At 53.6% G+C, this 22,834-nt stretch carries 21 protein-coding genes; 7 read left to right on the top strand and 14 right to left on the bottom strand.

Going from position 1 to position 22,834, the window contains the following annotated elements:
- Positions 1 to 68: 68 nt before the first annotated feature.
- From fdhF to QQL62_RS09410, 3 genes are all read right to left on the bottom strand, one after another.
- Positions 69 to 2,834, bottom strand: coding sequence for a formate dehydrogenase subunit alpha (fdhF, locus tag QQL62_RS09420; protein WP_284378201.1), 2,766 nt, complete (start codon positions 2,832 to 2,834; stop codon positions 69 to 71).
- On the bottom strand, positions 2,831 to 4,525 hold the full coding sequence (locus tag QQL62_RS09415; protein ID WP_284378199.1) for an NAD(P)H-dependent oxidoreductase subunit E: 1,695 nt from the start codon (positions 4,523 to 4,525) through the stop codon (positions 2,831 to 2,833). Before QQL62_RS09415 ends, fdhF begins: the two co-directional genes overlap by 4 nt.
- A gap of 86 nt (positions 4,526 to 4,611) precedes the next feature.
- Positions 4,612 to 5,496: a LysR family transcriptional regulator gene (locus tag QQL62_RS09410; RefSeq protein ID WP_284378196.1), complete on the bottom strand. Its 885-nt coding sequence runs from the start codon at positions 5,494 to 5,496 to the stop codon at positions 4,612 to 4,614.
- Positions 5,497 to 5,589: 93 nt separating this feature from the next.
- Here QQL62_RS09410 and QQL62_RS09405 point away from each other — a divergent pair, with 93 nt between their 5' ends.
- Positions 5,590 to 6,570: an NAD(P)H-quinone oxidoreductase gene (locus tag QQL62_RS09405; protein ID WP_284378193.1), complete on the top strand. Its 981-nt coding sequence runs from the start codon at positions 5,590 to 5,592 to the stop codon at positions 6,568 to 6,570.
- Here the strand turns inward: QQL62_RS09405 and QQL62_RS09400 are convergent.
- Entirely contained in the window at positions 6,567 to 7,973 is a 1,407-nt protein-coding gene (locus tag QQL62_RS09400; RefSeq protein ID WP_284378190.1) for a helix-turn-helix domain-containing protein, read from the bottom strand. The two genes, QQL62_RS09405 and QQL62_RS09400, sit on opposite strands and share 4 nt — an antisense overlap.
- Positions 7,974 to 8,145: 172 nt before the next feature.
- Here QQL62_RS09400 and QQL62_RS09395 point away from each other — a divergent pair, with 172 nt between their 5' ends.
- Both QQL62_RS09395 and QQL62_RS09390 read left to right on the top strand, forming a co-directional pair.
- On the top strand, positions 8,146 to 9,741 hold the full coding sequence (locus tag QQL62_RS09395) for an isocitrate lyase (protein WP_284378187.1): 1,596 nt from the start codon (positions 8,146 to 8,148) through the stop codon (positions 9,739 to 9,741).
- 22 nt (positions 9,742 to 9,763) lie between these two features.
- Positions 9,764 to 9,985 (top strand): SMc00767 family acetate metabolism repressor, encoded by a 222-nt coding sequence (locus QQL62_RS09390; protein WP_284378185.1) that lies wholly within the window; start codon positions 9,764 to 9,766, stop codon positions 9,983 to 9,985.
- A 129-nt stretch (positions 9,986 to 10,114) separates the two neighbouring features.
- Here the strand turns inward: QQL62_RS09390 and QQL62_RS09385 are convergent, their stop codons facing one another.
- The 6 genes from QQL62_RS09385 to QQL62_RS09360 all read right to left on the bottom strand — a co-directional run bounded on the left by QQL62_RS09385 (position 10,115) and on the right by QQL62_RS09360 (position 16,178).
- Positions 10,115 to 10,561 (bottom strand): hypothetical protein, encoded by a 447-nt coding sequence (locus QQL62_RS09385; protein WP_284378183.1) that lies wholly within the window; start codon positions 10,559 to 10,561, stop codon positions 10,115 to 10,117.
- 89 nt (positions 10,562 to 10,650) lie between these two features.
- Positions 10,651 to 10,974: a hypothetical protein gene (locus QQL62_RS09380; protein ID WP_284378181.1), complete on the bottom strand. Its 324-nt coding sequence runs from the start codon at positions 10,972 to 10,974 to the stop codon at positions 10,651 to 10,653.
- A 50-nt stretch (positions 10,975 to 11,024) separates the two neighbouring features.
- Positions 11,025 to 12,965 (bottom strand): acetate--CoA ligase, encoded by a 1,941-nt coding sequence (gene acs / locus QQL62_RS09375; protein WP_284378178.1) that lies wholly within the window; start codon positions 12,963 to 12,965, stop codon positions 11,025 to 11,027.
- Positions 12,966 to 13,034: 69 nt separating this feature from the next.
- On the bottom strand, positions 13,035 to 14,309 hold the full coding sequence (locus QQL62_RS09370; protein ID WP_284378175.1) for a bifunctional folylpolyglutamate synthase/dihydrofolate synthase: 1,275 nt from the start codon (positions 14,307 to 14,309) through the stop codon (positions 13,035 to 13,037).
- The gene (accD, locus tag QQL62_RS09365; protein WP_284378172.1) at positions 14,306 to 15,229 is read right to left on the bottom strand and encodes an acetyl-CoA carboxylase, carboxyltransferase subunit beta; all 924 of its coding nucleotides are present in this window, start codon (positions 15,227 to 15,229) and stop codon (positions 14,306 to 14,308) included. The genes QQL62_RS09370 and accD overlap by 4 nt, the downstream gene beginning before the upstream one ends.
- 34 nt (positions 15,230 to 15,263) lie before the next feature.
- On the bottom strand, positions 15,264 to 16,178 hold the full coding sequence (locus QQL62_RS09360) for a CPBP family intramembrane glutamic endopeptidase (protein ID WP_284378170.1): 915 nt from the start codon (positions 16,176 to 16,178) through the stop codon (positions 15,264 to 15,266).
- Between the two features lie 105 nt (positions 16,179 to 16,283).
- Here QQL62_RS09360 and QQL62_RS09355 point away from each other — a divergent pair, with 105 nt between their 5' ends.
- The 3 genes from QQL62_RS09355 to QQL62_RS09345 all read left to right on the top strand — a co-directional run bounded on the left by QQL62_RS09355 (position 16,284) and on the right by QQL62_RS09345 (position 19,523).
- Entirely contained in the window at positions 16,284 to 17,057 is a 774-nt protein-coding gene (locus tag QQL62_RS09355; RefSeq protein WP_284378168.1) for a DUF6478 family protein, read from the top strand.
- 8 nt (positions 17,058 to 17,065) lie between these two features.
- Positions 17,066 to 17,416: a hypothetical protein gene (locus tag QQL62_RS09350; protein WP_284378165.1), complete on the top strand. Its 351-nt coding sequence runs from the start codon at positions 17,066 to 17,068 to the stop codon at positions 17,414 to 17,416.
- Between the two features lie 73 nt (positions 17,417 to 17,489).
- Entirely contained in the window at positions 17,490 to 19,523 is a 2,034-nt protein-coding gene (locus QQL62_RS09345; protein ID WP_284378163.1) for an NADPH-dependent 2,4-dienoyl-CoA reductase, read from the top strand.
- 17 nt (positions 19,524 to 19,540) lie between these two features.
- Here QQL62_RS09345 and pip read toward each other — a convergent pair whose 3' ends face one another.
- On the bottom strand, positions 19,541 to 20,506 hold the full coding sequence (gene pip, locus QQL62_RS09340) for a prolyl aminopeptidase (RefSeq protein WP_284378160.1): 966 nt from the start codon (positions 20,504 to 20,506) through the stop codon (positions 19,541 to 19,543).
- A 55-nt stretch (positions 20,507 to 20,561) separates the two neighbouring features.
- Here pip and ubiG point away from each other — a divergent pair, with 55 nt between their 5' ends.
- Positions 20,562 to 21,302 (top strand): bifunctional 2-polyprenyl-6-hydroxyphenol methylase/3-demethylubiquinol 3-O-methyltransferase UbiG, encoded by a 741-nt coding sequence (gene ubiG, locus QQL62_RS09335; RefSeq protein WP_284378156.1) that lies wholly within the window; start codon positions 20,562 to 20,564, stop codon positions 21,300 to 21,302.
- Here the strand turns inward: ubiG and QQL62_RS09330 are convergent.
- Genes QQL62_RS09330 through grxC form a run of 3 tightly spaced genes read right to left on the bottom strand, consistent with a single transcriptional unit; the run spans position 21,299 to position 22,831 of the window.
- Positions 21,299 to 21,769 carry a MarR family winged helix-turn-helix transcriptional regulator gene (locus QQL62_RS09330; RefSeq protein ID WP_284378153.1) on the bottom strand — a complete coding sequence of 157 codons (471 nt, stop codon included), beginning with the start codon at positions 21,767 to 21,769 and terminating at the stop codon, positions 21,299 to 21,301. The two genes, ubiG and QQL62_RS09330, sit on opposite strands and share 4 nt — an antisense overlap.
- A complete protein-coding gene (locus QQL62_RS09325; RefSeq protein ID WP_284378150.1) occupies positions 21,735 to 22,574 on the bottom strand; it encodes a carbon-nitrogen hydrolase family protein in 840 nt (279 codons plus the stop codon). The genes QQL62_RS09330 and QQL62_RS09325 overlap by 35 nt, the downstream gene beginning before the upstream one ends.
- The gene (grxC, locus tag QQL62_RS09320; protein WP_284378148.1) at positions 22,574 to 22,831 is read right to left on the bottom strand and encodes a glutaredoxin 3; all 258 of its coding nucleotides are present in this window, start codon (positions 22,829 to 22,831) and stop codon (positions 22,574 to 22,576) included. The genes QQL62_RS09325 and grxC overlap by 1 nt, the downstream gene beginning before the upstream one ends.
- Positions 22,832 to 22,834: the final 3 nt, after the last annotated feature.

Below are 22,834 nucleotides of genomic sequence, written 5' to 3'. Positions count from 1 at the left end.
GGCATCCCTCTGGCAGTTCACCACCAGATTAGCTGATCAGCGCGCATAGCGCATCCCCCATCTTCGCGCTATTCTGCTGCGCTGATCGCCTGTTCCGCCGGCGCTACACGACAGGCGGCGAACTTAAACTCTGGGATTTTGCCATAAGGATCCAATTTAGGATTTGTCAAAACATTTGCCGATGCCTCGACATAGGCAAAGGGCACAAAGACCATATCCTCGGATACCGCACGGTCAGCGCGCGCCATAATCTGAATCGCACCGCGGCGTGTTTCGATGGTGATCATATCGCCCGCCTTTACCCCCATTTTGCGCAGGGTTTTGGGGTGTAGGGATGCATTTGCCTCTGGCTCGGCCCAGTCCAACACCGATGCGCGGCGCGTCATTGATCCTGTATGCCAATGCTCCAGCTGACGCCCTGTGGTTAAGATCATAGGGAAATCTGCATCCGGCACCTCTGCGGGGGCAGTTACCTGTGCGGGGGTAAAACGTGCCCGCCCATCTGAGCGTGGGAAACCGTCGCCAAATACAATCGGTTGCCCCGGATCCGTGGGCGATAGGCTGGGATAGGTCACCGCCGCCTGCTCTAGACGCTCCCATGTGATATTATCCAACGACTTCATATTTTGCTTCATTTCGTTGAACACCTGTTTGGGATGTGTGTAATCCCAATTTAGGCCCAGCCGTTTGGCCAATTCTGTGGTGATCCACCAATCTTCGCGTGCATCGCCGGGCGGGGATACCGCGGGGCGACCCATTTGCACCTGACGATTGGTGTTGGTCGCGGTACCGGTTTTCTCTGCCCAAGCAGAGGCTGGAAAAATCACATCCGCGAAATTCGCGGTCTCGGTTAGGAAAATATCCTGAACCACCATACAATCCAATTTGGCAAATGCCGCGCGGGCATGTTCTACATCCGGGTCAGACATGGCTGGGTTTTCACCCAGAATATACATGCCCTTCACCTGACCTGCATCGATTGCATCGATCATCTCTACCGTGGTTAGGCCTTTCTGATTGCTGAAATCATCCGATTTCCACACCTCGGTAAAGGCACTGCGCACACCATCATCCTCGACCGATTGATAATCAGGCAGGAACATCGGGATCAGACCCGCATCAGATGCGCCCTGTACATTGTTCTGACCGCGCAGCGGATGAAGCCCCGCACCGGGGCGGCCAATTTGACCCGTCATCAAGGCCAGAGAGATCAAGCATCGCGAGTTGTCTGTGCCGTGGATATGCTGTGAAATCCCCATGCCCCAGAAGATCATGCCCGCCTTGGCGCCTGCGAATTCGCGCGCCACCACGCGTAGGGTCTGGGCATCAATGCCGCATAGCTCTGCCATCTTTTCTGGGGGGAAATCCGCCAGATGCGTCTTCATCGCCTCCCAATTTTCTGTGTAGCCTTTGATGTATTGTTCGTCGTACAGACCTTCTTCTACGATCACATTCATGATCGCATTCAGCATGGCCACATCGGTGCCAGGGCGAAATTGCAGCATGTGCTCTGCGTGGCGCTTCATGGCCTGACCGCGCGGATCCATGATGATCAGCTTGCCACCACGTTTGGTGAACTGTTTAAAATAGCTGGCGGCAACGGGGTGGTTTTCGGCGGGATTACAGCCAATCAATATGGCCACATCCGCGTTTTCGATCTCGTTAAACGTGGCCGTCACGGCCCCTGATCCCACGTTTTCCAGCAGGGCCGCCACCGAAGAGGCGTGGCACAGACGTGTACAGTGATCGACGTTGTTATGCTTAAATGCTTGGCGGATCAGCTTTTGAAAGAGGTAGGCCTCTTCGTTAGAACATTTCGCCGAACCAAGGCCTGCGATTTCTGCGCCGCGCCCGCGCAGCCCATTGGCGGCGGCGTCCAGCGCCTCATCCCATGTGGCCTCGCGAAAATGTGTGGACAGATTGGCAGGGTCAACATTCAGCCCCTTGGCCGGTGCATCATCGCGCCGGATCAGCGGCGTAGTCAGGCGATGCGGGTGGTCAATATAATCAAATCCAAAACGCCCCTTAACGCACAGGCGGTTTTCATTGGCTGGGCCATCTACGCCATCAACCCACGCAATTTTATCGTCCTTGATCTTGAACGACAGCTGACAGCCTACCCCGCAATAGGGGCAGACGGATTTCACCTCGCGGTCGTAATCAGCGCTGTCGCCCACCTGATTTTCATCCAGCACCGCCGCAGGCATCAAAGCCCCCGTTGGGCATGCCTGTACGCATTCCCCACAGGCAACACAGCTAGACGCGCCCATAGGGTCATCGAAATCAAAAGTGATTTTGGAATTCATCCCGCGCCCAGATAGGCCAATCACATCATTTACCTGCACATCGCCACAGGCCCGCACACATAAATTACAGCTGATACAGGCGTCCAGATTTACCGCCATTGCCAGATGCGATGCATCCAGCAGGGGCACGCTATCGCGCGCGCGCGCGGGCAGGCGGCTGGTCTCTATGCCGTGCTGATCGGCAATGTTCCAAAGGTGGGAATTCTTGTCATGGGCGGTTTCGCGGGGGGGCTGATCGGCCACCAACATTTCCACCACCATTTTCTGGGCAGTTTTCGCCCGCGTAGAGGCCGATTTTACCACCATGCCCTGCGTAGGGGTGCGCACACAGGATGCGGCCAGCGTGCGCTCGCCATCGATTTCCACCATACAGGCACGGCAATTGCCGTCTGGCTGATATCCAGAGGCATCCTTGTGGCACAAATGCGGTATGGTCGTGCCCTGATCCTTTGCAATTTGCCAAATCGTTTGGTCGCTGTCTGCGCTGATCTCTTTGCCATCTAGGGTGAAGGTGATTTTCTCGCTCATGATGAGACCTCGTCGGCAAAATGTTTGATCGTCAGGCGGATCGGGTTAGGGGCCGCTTGGCCAAGGCCACAGATTGATGCATCCACCATCACACTGCTCAGCTCTTCTAGCAGGTCCGTGTCCCAAGTATCGGCCTGCATCAACTGAACGGCCTTGCTACAGCCCACGCGGCAGGGCGTGCATTGTCCACAGCTTTCGTCTTCGAAAAATCTCAGCATATTCAGGGCCGCCTCTTTGGCGCTATCTTGATCAGACAGGATCACCACCGCAGCTGATCCAATAAAGGTGCCGTGGGGTTGTAATGTATCGAAATCCAGTGGGATATCATTCATATGCGCCGGCAAAATCCCAGATGATGGCCCCCCTGGCTGGTAGGCCTTAAACTGGTGCCCATCCATCATTCCACCAGCGGCGGCGATGATATCGGTGATGGTCGACCCAGCGGGCAGCAGGTGCACGCCTGCATTTTTGACCCGCCCAGATACGGAATAGGATCGTAGGCCAACGCGGCCGTTTAGCTCGGTGCTGTTCAGGCATTCGGGGCCTTCGCGGCAAATTTTTGACACCCAATGCAATGTTTCCACATTATGCACCAAGGTCGGGCGATTGAATATACCCACCTGCGCCACAAAGGGCGGGCGATGGCGGGGCAAACCACGCTTGCCCTCGATGCTCTCGATCATCGCGCTCTCTTCTCCGCAGATATAAGCACCCGCGCCGCGGCGTAGATCAATATAGCCCGCATCCACAACACCCGACCGTTCCAGCGCCGCAATCTCACGGGCTAGAATTTCAAGAACCGCAGGGTATTCATCGCGCATATAAATAAAGCATTTTTCCGCATCTACAGCCCATGCCGCAATCAGCATACCCTCTAGGAAGGCATGAGGGATGCGCTCTAGGTAATAGCGATCCTTAAATGTGCCCGGTTCGCCTTCGTCACCATTTACTGCCAAGTATCGCGGGCCAGACTCGGCGCGTACAAACGACCATTTGCGCCCCGATGGAAAACCAGCGCCACCAAGGCCGCGCAGGCCCGATGCCAAGATATCGTCTTGCACCTGATCAGGGGTTTTGGCGCCGGCGCGCAGATCACGCAGGGCATCATAGCCCCCCGCCGCACTGTAGGCGGCGAAATCCTCGTAGTCAGGGATATGGGCGTGGGTGTCATCCGCCGCAATCGCCTGTTGTACCAGTTCCGGCGTGGCATGATCGATATGATTATGCCCGATTTCCAAGACCGGTGCGGTATCACAACGCCCCATGCAGGGCGCACGCAGAACCCGCACCTGCGCTGGATCCATACCATCACGCAGAGCCGCCAACAGGGCCTGCGCCCCGGCCAGCTCACATGACAGGCTATCGCAAACCCGAATGGTCAGATCGGGGGGCGGGGCTTCGTCCTCTTTCACTACATCGAAATGCGCATAGAAGGTGGCCACCTCGTAAACCTCGGCCTGAGACAGGCGCATTTCCTCGGCCAATGCGCGTAGATGCACCGCCGAAATATGGCCATACTCATCTTGGATCAGATGCAGAAACTCTATCAACAGGTCGCGGGCACGGGGGCGATCAGCCAGCAGCGCCTGCACCTGTTGTAATGCGGTATCTTCAAACTGGCGACCCTTTGGAACCTTGCGCCCCTTGCCGCGGCCTGATTTCCAAATTCCTGGCTGGTTTTCGATGTTCACCCCAATCTCCTATGCTGAGTGGGGCTATGTTACGTGGCTTGGTTATAAATACAAATAACTATTAGTTACTGCGCTATTGTTTTTGGTTATATTGAAGCCTTGATCACCCGCCGCAGGGCATCCAGCGCAGGTAAGGCCGGATCGTGCTCTTGAACCGCCAGCCCAATAGAATGCGACAGGCGCGGCCCAACCAAGGGCAGGTGGACAACATCCGCATGGCTAAACATGCTTTGGGCAATGCTCTTTGGGGTAATGGTGGCCACAGCCCCGCGCGCAACCAAGGATACCGCCGCAGTAAACCCGCTGGTCTCTGCCACCGGCTCTGGGGCCGCGCCGATGGATTGAAAGGCCGCATCAATGATCTGGCGGTTGCGCATATTGCGCGTCAACAAGCATAGGGGCAATTTCGCCGCTTCGTCCCATGTTATTTCATGCCGCTCAGGATCAACCATCCCTTTGGGCGCAGTTAGGAAATACTGCTCGTCATACAGCGGCTCTAGTGCCGCATTCAGCCCAACATCCGCCCCGACATAGATAATCCCTGCATCAAGGCGAAAGTCATTAAGGCCCTTGGCGATTTGCTGGGATGACATCGAATGAATCTCGACCATCAAATCGGGGTATTCATCGCGTAGATCCGCCGCCGCACCCGCCACAAACGGCAGGGATGTTGGTACCGCACCGATCACCAATTTACCTCGCAGCTGGCCTTTGGCTATTTCCAGATCCTGATGCATGCCTTGGACATCTGCCAGAATTTTGCGCGACCACTTCAACAATAACTCGCCCTCGCGGGTGAAGTCCTGGAACTTGTTTCCACGCCGCACAATCGACAGGCCCAGATCGGATTCAATTTTACGGATACGGGCAGAAAATGCTGGCTGAGATACTCCGCACTGATCCGCAGCCAGAGAAAAATGTTGGTGTTGCGCAAGGGCAATAAGCATTTCCATATCTCGAATATCAACCATCTATGCCGCCCAATTTTATTTGCCAATCTGATGATCAATCTGTAACCCAATAAATTATACCTTGTCGAGGCCACCAAGAACTAAGGACATCTGATGATCCCAGACACCATGAGAACCGTCGAAATGCGCCAACCGGGTGGGTATGACGAACTATATGTTGGTCAGCGTGGCGTGCCAGAAATTGGTAAAAACCAAGTGCTGATACGGGTTAATGCCGCCGGTGTGAACGGGCCAGATCTGGTTCAGAGGCGCGGCCATTATCCACCGCCCAAGGGCGCCAGCGATCTGCTGGGGCTAGAGGTTTCTGGCACAATCGTGGCCACCGGTTCAGGGGTCAAGGGATGGAAAATCGATGATGCGGTTTGTGCCCTGTGCAATGGTGGGGGCTATGCGGAATATGTGGCCGTGAATGCCAGCCATTGCTTGCCCGTGCCCAAGGGCGTGTCGATCATAGATGCGGCGGGGCTATGCGAAACATTCTTCACAGTCTGGAGCAATGTTTTCCACAACCAGCAAATCAATAAAGGCGATATCCTGCTGGTGCATGGCGGCGCAGGGGGGATCGGGTCCGCCGCTATTCAGCTGGCCGCGCGCATGGGTATGCGGGTTTTTACCACCTGTGCACCGCTAGCGCGCACCTATGTATCCACCCTAGGTGCCGAGCGCGCCATTGACTACACATCCGAAGATTTTGTGGAAATCCTACGAGATGCGGGTGGTGCCAATGTAATCCTAGATATCATTGGTGGGGATTACATCGCCAAGAACATAAAAGCCGCCCATGCGGATGCCCGCATTGTTCAGCTGGCCTTCAATGCGGGATCAAAGGTCGAGATCAACCTGATGCCGATCATGCTAAAGCGCCTGACCCTAACGGGATCAACCCTGCGCTCGCGCCCAGATGCCTATAAATCCAGCATTGCCGCCGATTTGCGCTCCGAGGTTTGGCCGAAGTTTGTGGACGGCAAGATTGCGCCGCACACCCATGCAATCCTACCGTTTGAACAGGCCGCAGAGGCGCACCGTCAGATGGAGGCGGGCGGCCACCACGGGAAAATCCTGCTGGTACCCTAGGATTTGAATTCAAAATCCGAAATGCTGCGCTGGATTTTGCTGATGGCGATAGGCTGGGTGATTGGGGCCTCGGCGCGCTGGGCACAATGCCCGCGGTCACATAGCCGACAATTAGGCCCGACCGGAATGGCCCGCCGTGTAACATCATAGAACAAATCCATTGCCTCTTTGGCATCACACACCAGCATGGTGGTGGTTTGTTTTGCCCCACGATGAGAGACCCCATCGGGCAAGACATTCGCCTTGGTTAGGGTTAGGAATTGATCACCATTGGGCATTTCCACAACTTCGCGGCACAGCTGTAGCGAACGCTCGTCAGCGCGATAAATTTTAAGCTTGGGACAGCGCCCCCCAAATTCAATACGCGGAAAACCCGCGGTACCCAACAAGGCGATTTGGTTACCCGCCCCATCACCCACGATCATGAAAAACGGCGCGCCTTGCATTTTCATCCGCCCAAGGCTGGTCAGGCGACGCGCGATCAATTCAAACGGCACGTCAAAGCGCCCAGCCAGAACGGTCACGTTATATTTGGCCCGCACCGCCGCGGTATAAAACCGCCGATAAGGCATCAGAATGGCCAACGCCCCATAGCGGGCCATTTCATTGGCGCCCAACTCTTGGGACATTTGATCCCGCAGGTTCAACCGCAGGACCGCGGATTCGATTTTATCCTCGAATGCCAGATGCACCACAAAGGAGGCCAGCTCTAGCAGGCGATGCGCCACCCCCAAGCGATCCGAGATAAACAGACGCGCCGAGTGGCGATCATAGTGGTGGCGCCATTCGGGCATGGTTTCTTCGGGTAACATCTGGACATTGATATGGTGCTCTTTGGCCAGCCAATCGACCAGATTGGTCCACAGCCCCCGAGCGGGGTCAAAACTGTTGGCCATTTCTTCGCAGGCGCGATCCAGCGCATCATAATAATTGGCGCGCCCCGCCATGGCCTGAAATACCTGATCATGGGGGCTACCTGTGGTGCCCAAATCAATTTCCGCCCCGCCCTTGGCCAACAAGGCATTCAATTCTGACAGCTGATCTAAGGATTGGCGGTAGGCATGGTGCAGCTTTTGAATGCCGCTGGCCACATTCGGGGCGACATCGGCTAATTCGAACAATTCCTCATACCCAGGCAATTCATCTTTCAGCAGAGCATCTGCAAAAACCTCTTTTAGGGCATTTACACTACCATCGGTATCGCCGTGCAGCTCCTCTGGGGTAACATTATAGGTTTTCGACAGCTTTAGGATCAGCTGTACCGTTAGCGGGCGTTGATTGCGCTCGATTAGGTTTAGATAGCTGGCTGATATTTCCAGCTCTTTGGCCATTGCAGTCTGGCTAAGGTTGCGGGCCATGCGCAGGCGTTTCACCCGCGGCCCAGCGAAGATTTTTCGATCCATGTGTCTGTTACAATCTTTACAAGTTTACAAGAGATATCGCCCACATCTTTACAAGATTACGCCGCGAAAGGCAATAACCGCCTAATAATTGGTGATTTGCCCCGATTGATTTGTAACAAAGATTACAAGTTACCAAAATTTACAAACCAAATAGAATCAGACGGAGGCAAAAATGCCATATGATCAAAACCAATCAAACGAGATTGCCCGCCTAAAGGAAAGCTATGGTGGCACATGGGATTCCATTAACGCCGAATCCGTGGCCCGTATGCGCGCCCAAAATCGTTTCCTAACTGGCCTAGATATTGCGAAATACACCGCTGGTATCATGCGCAAAGACATGGCCGCCTATGATGCTGATCCTGCGAATTACACCCAATCACTGGGTTGCTGGCATGGGTTTGTTGCCCAGCAAAAAATGATTTCTATCAAGAAGCATTTCGGCACAACCAAAGGATCATACCTGTATCTATCTGGTTGGATGATTGCCGCACTGCGTTCTGAATTCGGGCCATTGCCTGATCAGTCAATGCACGAGAAAACATCCGTACCCGCCTTGATCGAAGAGCTATACACCTTCTTGCGTCAGGCAGATGCGCGCGAGTTGGGCAACCTGTACCGCGATCTGGATGCCGCGACCGCCGCTGGTGACACCGCTAAGGCCGCCGAAGCTCAGGACAAGATTGACAATCACGAGACCCATGTTGTGCCGATCATCGCAGATATCGATGCGGGCTTTGGGAATGCCGAGGCAACGTATCTTTTGTCTAAGAAGATGATCGAGGCTGGCGCCTGCTGTATTCAAATCGAGAACCAAGTTTCTGATGAGAAGCAATGTGGCCACCAAGATGGTAAGGTTACGGTTCCGCATTCTGATTTCTTGGCCAAGGTGCGCGCGGTGCGCTATGCATTCCTAGAGCTGGGCGTTGATGATGGCGTTATCGTAACACGTACCGATAGTCTGGGTGCGGGCCTAACCAAGCAAATCGCCTACACCGAGACACCCGGTGATCTGGGGGATCAATACAACAGCTTCCTTGATTGCGAAGAAGTTACCATGGACGACATGAAAAACGGCGATGTTTTGATCAACCAAGGTGGCAAAATGGTGCGCCCCAAGCGCCTACCATCCAACCTGTTCCAATTCCGCGCTGGCACGGGCGAGGCACGCTGTGTTCTAGACAGCATCACATCCCTACAAGAGGGTGCGGATCTGTTGTGGATCGAAACCGAGAAGCCCCACATCGGGCAAATCAAGGGCATGGTTGATGCCATTCGCGAGGTTATCCCAAATGCGAAACTGGTTTATAATAACTCGCCCAGCTTTAACTGGACGCTGAATTTCCGCCAGCAGGTTTTTGATGCTTGGTCAGAAGAAGGCAAAGATGTTTCTGCCTATGACCGCGCCAAATTGATGGATGCCAGCTATGACGATTCAGAGCTGTCTACCGAGGCTGATAACCGCATTCGCACATTCCAAGCGGACGCGGCACGCGAGGCGGGCATTTTCCATCACCTGATCACCCTGCCGACCTATCACACCGAAGCCTTGACCATGAATAACCTAACCGAGACCTACTTCGGCGATGACGGCATGCTGGGCTACGTTAAGGGTGTACAGCGCCAAGAAATTCGCAAAGGCGTTGCCTGTGTGAAGCATCAGAACATGGCCGGATCAGACATCGGCGATGACCACAAAGAGTACTTTGCTGGTGATGCCGCCCTGAAAGCATCTGGCGAAGACAATACCATGAACCAATTCGAATAATCGGATAGAAAAGGAGATTACCATGAGTGCCGAAATCAAACCAATCACACCACCTACATCAGAGCAAATCGATCAAACAGACAGCGCAATTCGCATGCTGGCAAATGATCTACACCGGTTAAACCAATCCGTTGTTCGCGCTGTAGAGGCCGGTGTTTCCGTAGAGCTGATCCGGTCTAGCCGGCATCACAATGGCGAAGGGAACTGGGGTGATTTGATGGTACCGGTGATCACCAAGTCCTAATCGGATTTTGAATTACAGGGTGGAATCAGAACCCATCCCCTGTACGAAACCCCGCCCTAACCGGCGGGGTTTTTTTGCGTTTGCACATCCAATAGGTCATGCAGATCTAGATTGAGTATTTGTTGCCCATCAACAATTTTTAATCACCGCGGATCTGTATGACTTGCCGGACTTTAGAATCAAATCCATATGAAACTCTCCGCCCAAGGATAAAAACCGTTTAAAAACCGGCTCTTTGCACGATTTCTTTAATACGACATCACGAAGTTGTGCGACTCCATCACGCCCTTTGACAGGCGGCGCGTTTTTAAATGTATCGGAAACCTGAAGCTTAATCGTTACAATTCGGCCATCCGTTGTTGCACCAAGGAGTTTGTTTCCCCCTCCGAAGCCTTTATCTTTATCTATAGTCGACGCCATAAACGTGGCAACTGTATAAACCTCATCACCACCACACTGCTTACTAGATTCCCAAAAGGCTGCATCGACGTCCTTCTTTGGTTCGGAAGGGGTTTCAGCACATGCAAAAAGGAATAGGGATGCCGACAAAACGGCGATGGGTCTTGGTGTGAACAAAATTTTCTACAGTATAGATTTTTTCAAGCACAAAAACCAATCTACTACTTCCGCTTAAAACGCAATGCCCGCAAAGGTGCCGTTCGTTGTTAGCTTTCGATATGCCACCAAGAAACCAGCTGACCAGCTAGATAACTAATGTGGTATTCGTGGTGGCGGCTGTTGGCATCGGCATAGATGCGGATTTCATCGGCCTTATATATGTGAAACTTATCGTCAGAAATTTTAGATATATCCAGCGGCTGGCCTAGATAGGCCTGCACCTCGGCGCGTGTCGCCCCCGCGCCCAACACCGATGCGATATCCGTTTCGGGTTGTAATAGCTCTGGCTCTTCTACCAGAATTACGCTGTCAGGTAATTGCGCACAGGCCACGCAGAACCCCGCAGAGATAAACGCCAAAATTTTATACATAGGACACCCAAAGTTGCTGGCCAAGCGATCTGCTTGGCCAGCAAACTATGCTATTTGTTCATACGATTTGCAATCAAATCGTCCACGACCTCTGGCTCGGCTAGGGTGGATGTATCCCCCAGCGATCCGAAATCGTTCTCTGCAACCTTGCGCAAAATGCGGCGCATGATTTTACCAGAACGCGTTTTGGGCAAACCGGGTGCCCATTGTACGAAATCAGGCGATGCAATTGGCCCGATTTGCTGACGCACCCAGCCGCGCAATTCTGTGCGCAGCTCGTCGGTGTATTCTGCACCTTGGTTCAAGGTTACATAGCAATAGATACCTTGGCCCTTTACCTCGTGTGGGTACCCAACAACGGCGGCCTCGGCCACATCCTTGTGTGCCACAAGTGCGCTTTCGATTTCGGCGGTGCCCATGCGGTGGCCAGATACGTTCAGCACGTCATCAACGCGCCCCGTAATCCAGTAATAACCATCGCTGTCGCGACGGCACCCATCCTCGGTGAAATAATAGCCCTTGTAGGCGGCGAAATAGGTATTCACGAAACGCTCGTGATCACCGTAAACCGTGCGCATTTGGCTGGGCCAGCTGTCTTTGATTGCTAGAACGCCCTCGGCCTCTGTGCTGTCGATTTCTTGGCCTGTTTGCGGGTCAAGGATAACAGGCTGAACCCCAAAGAACGGCCGCGTAGCCGAGCCTGGCTTGGTGGGTGTGGCGCCCGGTAGGGGGGTTAGCATATGCGCCCCTGTTTCGGTTTGCCACCATGTATCAACGATGGGAATTTTACCCTTGCCGACCACATCATTATACCAATGCCATGCCTCTGGGTTAATCGGTTCGCCCACTGTGCCCAGAACCTTTAGCGAGGACAGATCGCATTTGTTCACCATCTCTTCGCCTTGGCCCATTAGGGCGCGAATAGCTGTGGGGGCTGTGTAGAATTGGTTGACCTTGTGCTTTTCGCACACCTGCCAAAAACGGGATGCATCTGGGTAGGTCGGTGTACCCTCGAACATCAGGCTGGTCGCGCCATTGGCCAGTGGGCCATATACGATATAGCTGTGCCCAGTGATCCAGCCCACGTCAGCCGTACACCAATAGATATCACCCTCGTGATAATCGAAGGTATATTCGTGGGTCATAGAGGCTGATACCAGATAACCACCCGAGGAATGCACAACACCCTTGGGTTTCCCGGTGGAACCAGATGTATACAGGATAAATAGCGGATCTTCGGCCGTCATCGGTTCTGGTGGGCAATCATTTGATGCAGCAGACACCAGCGTGTCATAATCATGATCGCGCCCCGCCTTGTTCCCCGGCCCACCACTGGTACGCGCTACGACCAATGTTTGCACATCCCCGCAGATTTCCAGCGCCGCATCCACGTTTTTCTTCAGCGGAATATTTTTCCCACCGCGCGGGCCCTCATCGGCCGTCACAACAAGAGATGCCTTGCAATCCGCAATCCGCGACGCCAATGCATCGGGCGAAAATCCACCAAACACGATGGAGTGCACCGCGCCAATACGCGCACAGGCCAACATCGCATAGGCGGCCTCGGGGATCATTGGCATATACAGAATTACACGATCGCCTTTGCCTACGCCCAGCGATTTATAGGTGTTGGCCAATCGGCATACATGGTCATGCAGTTCGGTGTAGGTGATTTTCTTATCTATATTCGGATCATCGCTTTCCCATAGGATCGCGGTTTGATCACCTCGGGTTTCCAAATGGCGGTCAACGCAATTAGCGCAAACGTTCAGCTGCCCATCTTCGAACCATTTAATCGATACATCCGGAAAGGCGAAGGATGTGTTTTTCACGGTACTAAACGGTTTGATCCAATCAATGCGTTTGCCGTGCTCTGCCCAGAATGCATCAGGATCAGACACCGAGGCCGCATACATTTCCTCGTACTTGGCCTGATCAGCGTGAGACGCGGCGGCGACATCGGCCGATGGTGGGTATGTTTCGTTAGTCATCAATTCCTCCACTAGATCTCTGATAGTGTGTATACCATTGAATACCAAAGTGACCTAAGGTAATTTTCTCTATGCGTTAGTTTGTAGCACATTCCCCGCAAGGTAAAGAGAACCGCAAATCAAAATGCGCGCATTTGGAGAGACTGATCCGATCTCGGTCACAGCGGACAGAACATCCTTTGCCTCATCCGCCTGAATGCCTGCGCCCCGCGCCGCCGCAACAGTTTCTGCGGCACTTAGGGTGGCGTTCTCGTTTGGGATAGACACACCGCGTAAATCTTGGGCTAGGGGGGCAAGATTGGCCAAGTAGCCAGACACGTCTTTGGTGTTCAACATCCCCACAATCAAATGCAAGGGGCGCGCGGGCAGGCGGCCCAGCGCCTCGGCCAGCGCAGAACCGGCGGCAGTGTTATGCCCGCCATCTAGCCAAATTTCGGCACTTGGGGCGGCGCTGTTTAATGGCCCTGTGCGCAATTTTTGCAACCGCGCGGGCCAGCTGGCGTTTTGCATCGCGCCAATGGCCGCATCTTCGCCGTAACCCAGCAAACGCAGGGCGGTGATCGCAATACCTGCATTTTGCACCTGATGCGCGCCGATCAAGGCCGGCATGGGTAAATCCAGTAGGCCATAATCATCTTGATAAATCAGACGGCCTGCTTCCTCGGACACATGCCAATGCTGGCCATGGGATTTACAGGTGGCACCGACACGCATGGCCTGATGTTCGATAACGTCCAGCGCTTCATCTTGCTGTGGGCCAATTACGGCAAAGCAATTGCGCTTTAGGATACCTGCCTTTTCACCGGCGATTTCGGGCAATGTATCGCCCAGAAATTGCTGATGATCGATTGAAACGGGTGTGATCACCGTCATCACAGGATCATCAATCACATTTGTTGCATCAAGGCGCCCACCAAGGCCGACCTCTAGCAATGTGTAATCTGCCTCGACCCGTGAAAACGCCAACAGCGCCGCACAGGTGGTGATTTCGAAATAGGTGATGGGGACGCCGCCGTTGACCTCTTCGCATTCGGCCAATGTTTCGGCCAATAAATCCTCGGGGATCAACGCGCCCGCCAGAACAATGCGTTCATGAAACCGCGCTAAATGCGGCGAGGTATAGGCATGGCAGGTCTTGCCCGCGGCCTCTAGGCCCGCACGAATCATCGCCTGAGTTGAGCCCTTGCCATTGGTGCCCGCGATATGAATGACAGGGGGCAGGTTGTTCTGAGGGTTGCCCAGCGCATCCAATAGGCGCGTCATGCGATCCAAGGTTAGATCAATCACCTTGGGGTGCAGCGCCATCAGCCGCTCTAGGATGATGTCGCTACTGGGGTTGCTCACGCTTTGGCGTCCTTTGCGGTTGCTTTTTGCTCGGCTGGGTTCGGTGCGGGTAAATCACCCTTGATCGCGGGGGTTTGCTTCATCAACAGGCGCACGATTGTGATCAGCTCTTCTCGCATATCTTTGCGGTGGGTAACGCGATCCAGCATGCCGTGATCCAGCAGGTATTCGGCGCGCTGGAAACCCTCGGGCAGTTTTTCGCGGATGGTTTGTTCAATCACGCGCGCACCTGCAAATCCAATCAGCGCATTTGGCTCGGCAATATGCACATCCCCCAGCATCGCATAAGAGGCGGTAACCCCCCCCGTGGTGGGGTGCGTCAGAACCACAATGAACGGCAGGTTCGCCTCTTTCAGCATCTGCAGCGCCACAGTTGTGCGCGGCATTTGCATCAAGGATAGGATGCCCTCTTGCATGCGCGCGCCCCCAGCGGCGGAAAAGAGGATCAGCGGGCATTTACGCTTTACCGCCTGTTCACAGGCCGCAATAATAGCATTGCCAACAGCCATGCCCATCGACCCGCCCATAAATCCGAAATCCTGTGCGGCAACAACAACCTTGGTGCGGCCCATTTCACCCTCGGCCAATAGCATCGCATCATCTTCGCCGGTTTTGCGTTGGGCGGCCTTGATACGATCGGTATAGCGCTTTTGATCCTTGAATTTCAGCGGATCCGTTACGGGCTCTTTGGCATCAAATTCCGTGAAAATGCCACCGTCAAACAGCGCGGTTACGCGATCTCGGGGGCTGATATGCATATGGTGATTACAATTGGTGCAAACGTTCATGTTTTCCGTCAGCTCGCGATGAAACAGCATTGTGCCGCATTCTGTGCACTTGCTCCACAGATTGTCGGGGGTTTCACGGCGCGAAAAGATCGAATTGATCTTCGGCTTCATATAGTTGGAAATCCAGTTCATCACTTAAACCTTGTTATCTGATCAATCTATAGTTTTACGGCTGTTGCGCAGGGATTGCAATGCGTTGCGCGCGCCGCTCCATCACCAGCCAGTAGAGAGCGAACAGCACAATCTGCGAGATCAACGCAGGCTCTAGAATCTGTACCAAATCCTGCGGATTATCCGCGTAATGCGGTACGGTATAGCGCGCCAATCCGCTCATCTCTTGCTGATAGGTTACCCAGAACATCGCGAAAAAATTATTGGCGAAATGCACCCCAATGGCCGCGCCCAAATTCCCCGTGCGATAGGTCAAGTCCGCCAAAAACAACCCAAGCAAGGCCGTGCTGGCCACGATCAAGAACCCCAAATAGGCGCCGCCTGTGGTGCTGAAATGCCCAAGGCCGAACAATACAGAGGGTAAAACCATATAGACCCAGCGCGACCTAAAGCGTACCGCCAATTGCTGCATCAGGTACCCGCGGAACAGCAGCTCTTCAGCGCTGACCTGTATCAACATCAAAATAACACCAATAAACAGTGATTTATACCAAATAGATAACGTTAGATTCTCAACAATATCATAGCGTTCTGGAAACACCAAACCCATGATAAAAACCAAAAGCACAAAGCCGATAACCGCGATAATAAAAAAAATACCAAACGCCCGCGCACCCCCGCCTAGCATCGAAAACAGGCCGCGTCGGTGCAGGGCATATACCGCCCCGACAAGCGCTAGAACCCAGCCCACAAACGTGGTCAGCACCACCAACATGGAAGCAGGTCGATCAAATACACCCGTCGCAAAGGATTGCTCAACCTCGCCGCCAAAAAACACCACGCCCAGCAACCCAATACCAAAGGCCAGCGCCAAATATCCCATCAACCACAACACCAGAACGGCCAAAATACGCCACAGCTGATTTCTGGCCTGTGCAGGCGCGATAAAGTTTTGAAAATTCTGTGTCATCCACTGTCCATTCCGCGGTTTTCTAAGAAATTATTCATCCTAGCCCTGTTTATAACTTCTTTCTTATATATATAAGCGCAAACAACCGAATAAAGTCGAGAAGAGATGAAAACACTGTTTCGAAAGGTCACCGAACGCTTTGCTTTGCGCGAACACCGACGCTACTGGCAGCGAGCGGCGGAATCTGATCGCGCAACATCCCTGTCCGACATAGCAGAATTGCGCCGCAAAGCCCGCAAATCCAAGGCCCAACTAGAGGCATTTGATGTTTTCGCCGCACAGCGACTGTCCTTGCCCGCCATTGATAGCAACGCGATGCGCAAGCCTCAGCGCACCACATGGGCCTATCGTCCCGGATTATGGGCCGCACCCCTGTCTTCTTATGGGGCCACATCTGTAAAAAACAAGACCAGCCTGAATCCTGAAACCACCATTTTTCACGATTCCAAAATTAACGAAATTACCCTGCGCCAAATTCGCAATCGTAACCGCAAGTTTCTATCACCCTATGCGTTGCATATGGATGTTCTAACCTTTGGTGGATCTTACCTTTCTGTAATGTTGAATATGCCGTCGGATATTTTGAAAAACCTTAGCAAAGATACCTTGTTGCGGGTTAACCTATTGATGGAAATACAATTCCCCACCGATGTCTATGTGCGGCTAAATCTGCAAAATGGTCCCAACCACCAACAAGTTGCTCAACAGATCGACCCCTTAGAGCCAGATATCGCACTAGACTTTGATCTATATTCCACGGATTTCTCGCCAGAGAACACCACCGCAGTTTGGCTGGATATCCTGTTTGACAATCCAGAAATGAATCAGATGATCCTGCGGGATTTATGCGTGTTCGCACGTCCACGGCCCAGTATTTAGGAACAGCAATGAAACTGACCCGTCTTAAAATTGAAAATGGCCGCTATTTTGGCGCCGTAGAATCCACAACCAGCCCGACCCCCATCGATCTATATCGCAATGGTGAAAACTGTGGCACCTGCGAGATCACCCAACAGACAGACGGTCTGTGGCAGGTGGCGATCGATCTGCCGGATCACAGCATCACTCAGGGCCATACGGACTATCTGTTGGTGCAAAATGGCAGCACCGATATCCTAGACAGCTTTTCTATATCGGTCAGCTGTGCCGATGCGCCAAATCTGGAAACACAGCTGCGTTTGTTGCGCGAAGAGTTGAATATGCTGAAATCTGCGTTTCGCCGCCAATCCCGCAAATAACCGCGACGCCGCGTTAGCAATGACCTTCACAATAACTGCTGTATAGTTATGCCCAGCAAGACGGGGTTAGCCAATGCAAAAGACAGAATTTTCCAAAATTTTCGAGCCGCTGGATCTGGGGTTCACACAGCTGAAAAATCGCATCTTAATGGGCTCTATGCACACTGGGCTAGAAGAGCTGGGCGATTGGGATCGCGTAGCAGCCTATTACGCGGAACGCGCGCGCGGGGGCGTGGGGCTGATTGTAACCGGTGGCATGGCCCCCAATCCCGAAGGCGCTGTGTTGCCCGGCGCATCTGGTTTGTTTACTGACCAAGACATCGCAAATCATAAAATCGCGACAGATGCCGTACACGCACAGGGCGGCAAAATCGCCATGCAAATTTTGCACGCTGGGCGCTATGCCTATGCGCCCAGCGCTGTGGCGCCATCAGCCAAGAAATCCCCCATATCTCCCTTTGCGCCCACCGCCCTAGATGCGGCGGGTATCGAGAAGCAAATCGACGATATGGTCACCGCCGCCAGCCGTGCACAGCAGGCGGGATATGATGGCGTAGAGGTCATGGGATCAGAAGGCTATCTGATCAACCAGTTCTTGGTCAAACACACCAATGATCGCACCGACGAGTGGGGCGGTTCCTATGAGAACCGCATGCGCCTACCCCTAGAGATCATCAAGCGGATGCGTCAGGTGGTTGGGGCGGATTTCATCATCATTTATCGCCTATCCATGATCGACCTGATCCCCAATGGCTCCACATGGCAAGAGGTCGTACAACTTGCACAGGCCGTAGAAGCCTCAGGGGCCAATATCATTAACACAGGCATCGGCTGGCACGAGGCCCGCATCCCGACCATCGCCACATCTGTGCCACGGCGCGCCTTTACGTGGGTGACCAAGAAATTGATGGGGCAGGTGAACATCCCGATCATCACCTCTAATCGTATCAATACACCCGAGGTGGCCGAGGCGGTGCTGGCGGATGGCTGTGCAGATATGGTTTCTATGGCAAGACCCTTTTTGGCCGACCCCGATTTTGTGGCCAAGGCACAGTCTGGGCGCGCAGATGAAATCACCCCCTGTATCGCCTGCAATCAGGCCTGTTTGGATCACACCTTTCAGATGAAATTATCGTCCTGTTTGGTAAACCCGCGCGCCTGCGCCGAAACCGAGCTGAATTACCTTCCCACCAAATCCGCTAAAACCATCGCTGTCGTCGGGGCTGGGCCTGCGGGCGTAAATGCGGCCGTTATCGCCGCCAATCGCGGGCACACTGTTACGCTATTCGATGGCGCCGATAAAATCGGTGGGCAACTTAACATGGCCAAGCAAGTTCCTGGAAAGGAAGAATTTTTTGGACTGGTTGACTATTTTGAACGGCAGGTAGAGCTTTCAAATATCGATCTGCGCTTGAACAGCTACGTTAGCGCCGACGATTTGATGGGCTTTGATGAGGTGATCATCGCCACTGGCGTGTTGCCACGTGACCCAGAGATCGAAGGCCAAGATAATCCCATAGTGCTGTCCTATATTGATGTTTTGCGCGGCAAGGCCCCCGTGGGGGACCGCGTGGCGATCATTGGCGCGGGTGGCATCGGATTTGACGTGGCGGAATATCTGGCCCAGGATAACGCCGACGACCCAACTGATCTGGACACATGGCGTAGCGAATGGGGCGTAGGGGATCCGTCACTAATCGCAGGCGGTCTGGCCGATAGCGGCCCCAAGCCCAGCCCAGCCCAGCGCGAAATCCATCTACTGCAACGCAAGGCCCAGAAATTGGGCAAGAGTCTGGGCAAAACCACAGGCTGGATTCACCGTAGCACCCTGAAAATGAAGGGCGTAAATATGGCAGGTGGCGTAAACTACGAGCGCATTTCTGACCAAGGCCTGCATATCAGTATCGGCGCTGACAAATCGGATCCAAAGGTACTAGAGGTTGATAACATCATCCTCTGTGCTGGGCAGGTTTCCCAGAGATCGCTGGCCGATGATTTACAGGCGGCAGGCAAGACATGTCATGTAATAGGCGGGGCAGATGTCGCAGCAGAGCTGGACGCAAAACGCGCAATTTATCAGGCAAGTCACCTAGCAGCAGACATATAAATCAATGGGTTAGGGCGCTAAGCTAGATCATCCATAATTGTAACAAGGGCCGAACATATCCCGACCTCGGACAAGGAGTGCCCAGAGGTTGGGATCATATTTAGCGTCGAGGACGGCCATGCCTCGTGTAACATATAGGCAGAGCGGGGCGGGCAGATCATATCATAGCGCCCGTGCACGATACAGCCCGGGATATCTGCTATTTTGTGGATATCACGCAGGATCTGGCCGTCCTCTTCTAGAAACCCCTTGTTGTGAAAGTAATGGTTTTCAATTCTCGCAAAAGCGCGCGCATATGCGGCGGGTACTGATCCGGTAACGCGGCGCTGTTCCAGCGTGGCCAATGCGCTTTCCCATTCTGTCCATGCGCGTGCAAAGCGGGTCTGAACCCGTTCGTCATTACCAAACAGACGGCGGTGAAATGCACCGATAACCGATCCGCGCTCTTCTGGTTCCAATAGATCGGTCATTTGGCGCCATTCTGTGGGGAAGAACTGCCCCGCACCACCGTTGTAGAACCAATCCAACTCGCGTTCGGTCATTAAAAATACCCCGCGCAGAACCAGATGGCGCACTTGGCGCGGGTGCGTCTCGGCATAGATCAGGGCCAGTGTTGCCCCCCATGACCCGCCAAAAACGATCCACTGATCCACATCCAGCAGCGTGCGAATACGCTCGATATCGGCGACCAGATCCCATGTGGTGTTGTGCTCGACACTGGAATGGGGCGTTGATCGACCACAGCCGCGCTGGTCAAACAGGATAATGCGATAAAGATCAGGGTGGAAAAACCGCCGCATACCTGGGCTACAGCCCCCACCTGGCCCACCATGTAGAACCACCACCGGAATACCCTGCGGATTGCCGCATTCCTCGACATAAATTTTATGCCCATGACCGACCTCTAGCGTATGATGCGCATAGGGTTGTATTACGGGATATAGGCTTCGGTAGGGGCCAGTTTGGCCTTCGGTATTGCGCATGATTATAGTATAGTCTCCTTAACAAAGAAAATTGTCCTTTTGAAAGCAAGAGTCAATGACCGCAACCAATACCATCGACCCAGCTGAGGTAGCAAAATTCGAGGCCATGGCCGCCGAATGGTGGGACGTAAATGGCAAGTTTAAGCCGCTGCATATGCTCAATCCATGCCGTCTGGATTATATCGTAGATCAGATCGCAGCAGAGTTCGGGCGCGATATTAATCAACCCCTGCCGTTCAAGGGATTGCGTCTGCTGGATATCGGCTGTGGGGGCGGGTTGTTATCCGAGCCTATGGCGCGGCTGGGCGCCAGCGTGGTTGGCGCAGATGCGGCAGGGGGCAATATCCCTGTGGCACAGCTGCATGCACAACAATCCGGTCTTGAAATAGACTATCGCCATACCAGCGCCGAAGATATCGCCGCAAACGGCGAACGGTTTGATGTAATTCTAAATATGGAGGTCATTGAACATGTGGCCGACCCTCAGGGGTTTTTGGAGGTCTGCAATACCTTGTTGGACACAAATGGCCTGTTGATCTGTTCTACCATCAATCGCAACCCGAAATCCTATATGATGGCCATTATTGGTGCCGAGCATGTCATGCGTTGGTTGCCCAAGGGCACGCATGAGTTTGACAAATTCATCACCCCAGACGAACTCTGCGCGATGATCGCCAATACGGGGCTGAATCCCGTTGATCGCAAGGGATTTGTATTTAACCCGCTACGCTGGGATTGGTCAATTTCAGATCGGGATTTATCGGTAAATTACGTAACCGCCAGCACCAAGGCCTAGTCTTCGAGGGCCGTGCGAAATTCTCGTAAAAACCGCAGACCCTCACGCAGAGTATTGGGATTTAGGCTGCCCATCACATCCTCAAAAATGGGGGTAATGGCCAGTACGGCCTCATCGCGAGCGCGATCCCCGGCATTAGAAATCGCCACCAATTTGCGCCGCGCATCATCCCAATCTGGGCGGATATGAATATACCCGTAGGATTCCAGCTTTCCCAATGTATTGGTCATCGCACCCTTGGTCAGATGAAAAACCCGCGCCAATTGCGCCGGCGTGCGCTCTTTGGTTTGGCGGCTGAGATAATTTAGCATAATGAAATGCGACAGCTCCATCCCCTTGGGCAAAGAGCGCGACAAGCGCCCGCGCATCAACTGTTCCGATGCCAAGACCTCGGAAAACAACGCGATCGCTATCGGATCTTCGTTGCTGTTATCAGACGGCTTTAGGCTGCTTGTAACTGCGCTCATTTTTCAATACCGGAATTTTGCTACGTGCCTGTTCTACCGCACAGGGGTCTAAATCAAAACAAAAAAATCCAATTTCATCCTGTAGGCGGTCAATAACCTGCCCCCAAGGATCAATCGCCATCGAATGGCCCCATGTTTCGCGCGCCCGCCCGTGGGCAATGGCGTGGTGGCCCGCCTGGGCTGGGCTGATAACGTAGCACCCTGTTTCTATGGCGCGGGCCCGCAACAGTGTTTCGATATGCGCAGGGCCTGTGATTGGTGACATAGCGGCGGGCACAGATATCACCGTGGCACCGGCCTGTGCCAGATCGCGGTACAGCGCGCTAAAGCGCAAATCATAACAAATGGTCATGCCCAAATGGTATGCCCCCATATCCGCGACCACCGGCTGATCCCCCGGGCGGTAGCCACTGCTCTCGGCATAGGTTTCTTGGGCAGAGACCGCCACATCAAACATATGAATCTTGTCATATTGCGCGCGGATTGCGCCCTGAGGATCAACCAAAATCGATCTATTGGCGAAACGCCCATCCGCATCATCGGTTTTTAACGCCAGCGAGCCAATTAAGATCCATACCCCATTTTGCGCCGCCTGTGCACGTAGGGCGGCCAATGTTGGGTCATTCTCCATATGGCACAAGACATCACGCTGGTGTTTGCGCGATGTGGACACAATGTTGGTGACCTCTGGGGTGGTGATAAAATCAGCCCCATCCTCAATAGCCTGCTGGATCAGAGCGCTGGTAACCGGCAGGTTTGCAGCGGGGTCATCAGATGAACACAACTGAACGACCCCAACACGCATCAGCCCGCCAACAATGCATCAAGCTTGTTTGCGCGCTCTAGGTCATACAGATCATCACAGCCGCCCACATGGAGATCGCCGATGAAAATCTGGGGAACGGTGCGCCCGCCATTTGATTTCTGCATCATTTCAGCGCGCTTACTGGTGTCGTTGTGAATGTTGAACTCGGTGAAATTCACGTTCTTTTGTTTTAGCAGGCGCTTTGCGGCGCTACAAAAACCACACAGGTTACCAGTGTAGATGGTTACATTTTTCATATC

Origin of the sequence: Amylibacter marinus, assembly GCF_030160015.1 — a bacterium.
Classification (GTDB): domain Bacteria; phylum Pseudomonadota; class Alphaproteobacteria; order Rhodobacterales; family Rhodobacteraceae; genus Amylibacter; species Amylibacter marinus.
This window is presented reverse-complemented; position numbering and strand designations above follow the sequence as displayed.

Excerpts from the sequence above, each read along its gene's own strand:
- fdhF (WP_284378201.1), bottom strand. The coding sequence starts at position 2,834 with ATGAGCGAGAAAATCACCTTCACCCTAGATGGCAAAGAGATCAGCGCA.
- QQL62_RS09410 (WP_284378196.1), bottom strand. The coding sequence starts at position 5,496 with ATGGTTGATATTCGAGATATGGAAATGCTTATTGCCCTTGCGCAACAC.
- QQL62_RS09405 (WP_284378193.1), top strand. The coding sequence starts at position 5,590 with ATGATCCCAGACACCATGAGAACCGTCGAAATGCGCCAACCGGGTGGG.
- QQL62_RS09400 (WP_284378190.1), bottom strand. The coding sequence starts at position 7,973 with ATGGATCGAAAAATCTTCGCTGGGCCGCGGGTGAAACGCCTGCGCATG.
- QQL62_RS09395 (WP_284378187.1), top strand. The coding sequence starts at position 8,146 with ATGCCATATGATCAAAACCAATCAAACGAGATTGCCCGCCTAAAGGAA.
- QQL62_RS09390 (WP_284378185.1), top strand. The coding sequence starts at position 9,764 with ATGAGTGCCGAAATCAAACCAATCACACCACCTACATCAGAGCAAATC.
- QQL62_RS09380 (WP_284378181.1), bottom strand. The coding sequence starts at position 10,974 with ATGTATAAAATTTTGGCGTTTATCTCTGCGGGGTTCTGCGTGGCCTGT.
- acs (WP_284378178.1), bottom strand. The coding sequence starts at position 12,965 with ATGACTAACGAAACATACCCACCATCGGCCGATGTCGCCGCCGCGTCT.
- accD (WP_284378172.1), bottom strand. The coding sequence starts at position 15,229 with ATGAACTGGATTTCCAACTATATGAAGCCGAAGATCAATTCGATCTTT.
- QQL62_RS09360 (WP_284378170.1), bottom strand. The coding sequence starts at position 16,178 with ATGACACAGAATTTTCAAAACTTTATCGCGCCTGCACAGGCCAGAAAT.
- QQL62_RS09355 (WP_284378168.1), top strand. The coding sequence starts at position 16,284 with ATGAAAACACTGTTTCGAAAGGTCACCGAACGCTTTGCTTTGCGCGAA.
- QQL62_RS09350 (WP_284378165.1), top strand. The coding sequence starts at position 17,066 with ATGAAACTGACCCGTCTTAAAATTGAAAATGGCCGCTATTTTGGCGCC.
- QQL62_RS09345 (WP_284378163.1), top strand. The coding sequence starts at position 17,490 with ATGCAAAAGACAGAATTTTCCAAAATTTTCGAGCCGCTGGATCTGGGG.
- pip (WP_284378160.1), bottom strand. The coding sequence starts at position 20,506 with ATGCGCAATACCGAAGGCCAAACTGGCCCCTACCGAAGCCTATATCCC.
- ubiG (WP_284378156.1), top strand. The coding sequence starts at position 20,562 with ATGACCGCAACCAATACCATCGACCCAGCTGAGGTAGCAAAATTCGAG.
- QQL62_RS09330 (WP_284378153.1), bottom strand. The coding sequence starts at position 21,769 with ATGAGCGCAGTTACAAGCAGCCTAAAGCCGTCTGATAACAGCAACGAA.
- QQL62_RS09325 (WP_284378150.1), bottom strand. The coding sequence starts at position 22,574 with ATGCGTGTTGGGGTCGTTCAGTTGTGTTCATCTGATGACCCCGCTGCA.
- grxC (WP_284378148.1), bottom strand. The coding sequence starts at position 22,831 with ATGAAAAATGTAACCATCTACACTGGTAACCTGTGTGGTTTTTGTAGC.